General features: G+C 58.8%; 1 protein-coding gene. It reads right to left on the minus strand.

The genetic code is table 11. The features are described 5' to 3' along the window. Positions 1-360, minus strand: a 360-nt coding sequence (locus DBR24_RS11835) for a DUF6124 family protein (protein WP_128614837.1), incomplete at its 3' end; no start/stop codon positions are given. Positions 361-791: the final 431 nt, after the last annotated feature.

Genomic DNA, 791 nt, shown 5'->3' on the forward strand with positions numbered 1-791 from the left:
GTGCTCCAACTCCACATGATCGAGTGCCTGATTCACCGCCAGTTCCCCCAGCATGACTACTTGCGCGATGCCCAGCGCAGTCTTGCGGTGCGAGGTATCGAGCGTTGCGGCGAAGTTGTTGAGCATTTCGCTGGCGGAGCCCAGGGTTTCGCTGGCATTGGCCAGCAGGGATTCGGTGTTGTACTTCGGGTTGGCGAGGTACATGGGGTCGGGTTTATGCGTGCTCGCCATGATGAGGGCGGCGGGGTTGAGGTAATGGTCAAGGGCGCGTTCGGCGGCGTCGCTGAGTTTTTTTGAGTCGACGGATTCGTAAGGGGAGGCCGGGTCGGTGACCGGCGGGTGAGGCGTTGATTTAGTCATTTGCTCGAAACCTGATTGGAGTGCTCCCGCTCTGGCTACTAATCAAAGTGGAGGCAACTGTACGCAGGTTAGTAGACCGGGGTTTCGAGCAAGCCGGCGCACCCGGAGGTGCCCTGCGCACAGCTGCCATCGAGCGCAGGAATCGAAATCCCTGACTGACAGATGCTTGTGCACAACGCTTGAAACCTCGGGCTACTAAACCCGATCACTGGAAATCAGTGACGCGAATCAAGTTACCGACGGCCCGCCAGGCGCACAAGCCGGCGGATTCTGGCGTACCCGTAGGCATCGACGCAAGCTGTTGTAGGCATCCGGAAGTAACCGCAGGAGTCTTTAAACAAATGTGTTTAAGTGGCGTAGGCGAGGGCCTTGTGGCGAGGGGATTTATCCCCGATGGACTGCGCAGCAGGCCCCAGCTTTCAGTGCAGAGC

Source organism: Pseudomonas sp. HMWF006, from assembly GCF_003061205.1.
In the GTDB taxonomy this organism is placed as follows: domain Bacteria; phylum Pseudomonadota; class Gammaproteobacteria; order Pseudomonadales; family Pseudomonadaceae; genus Aquipseudomonas; species Aquipseudomonas monsensis.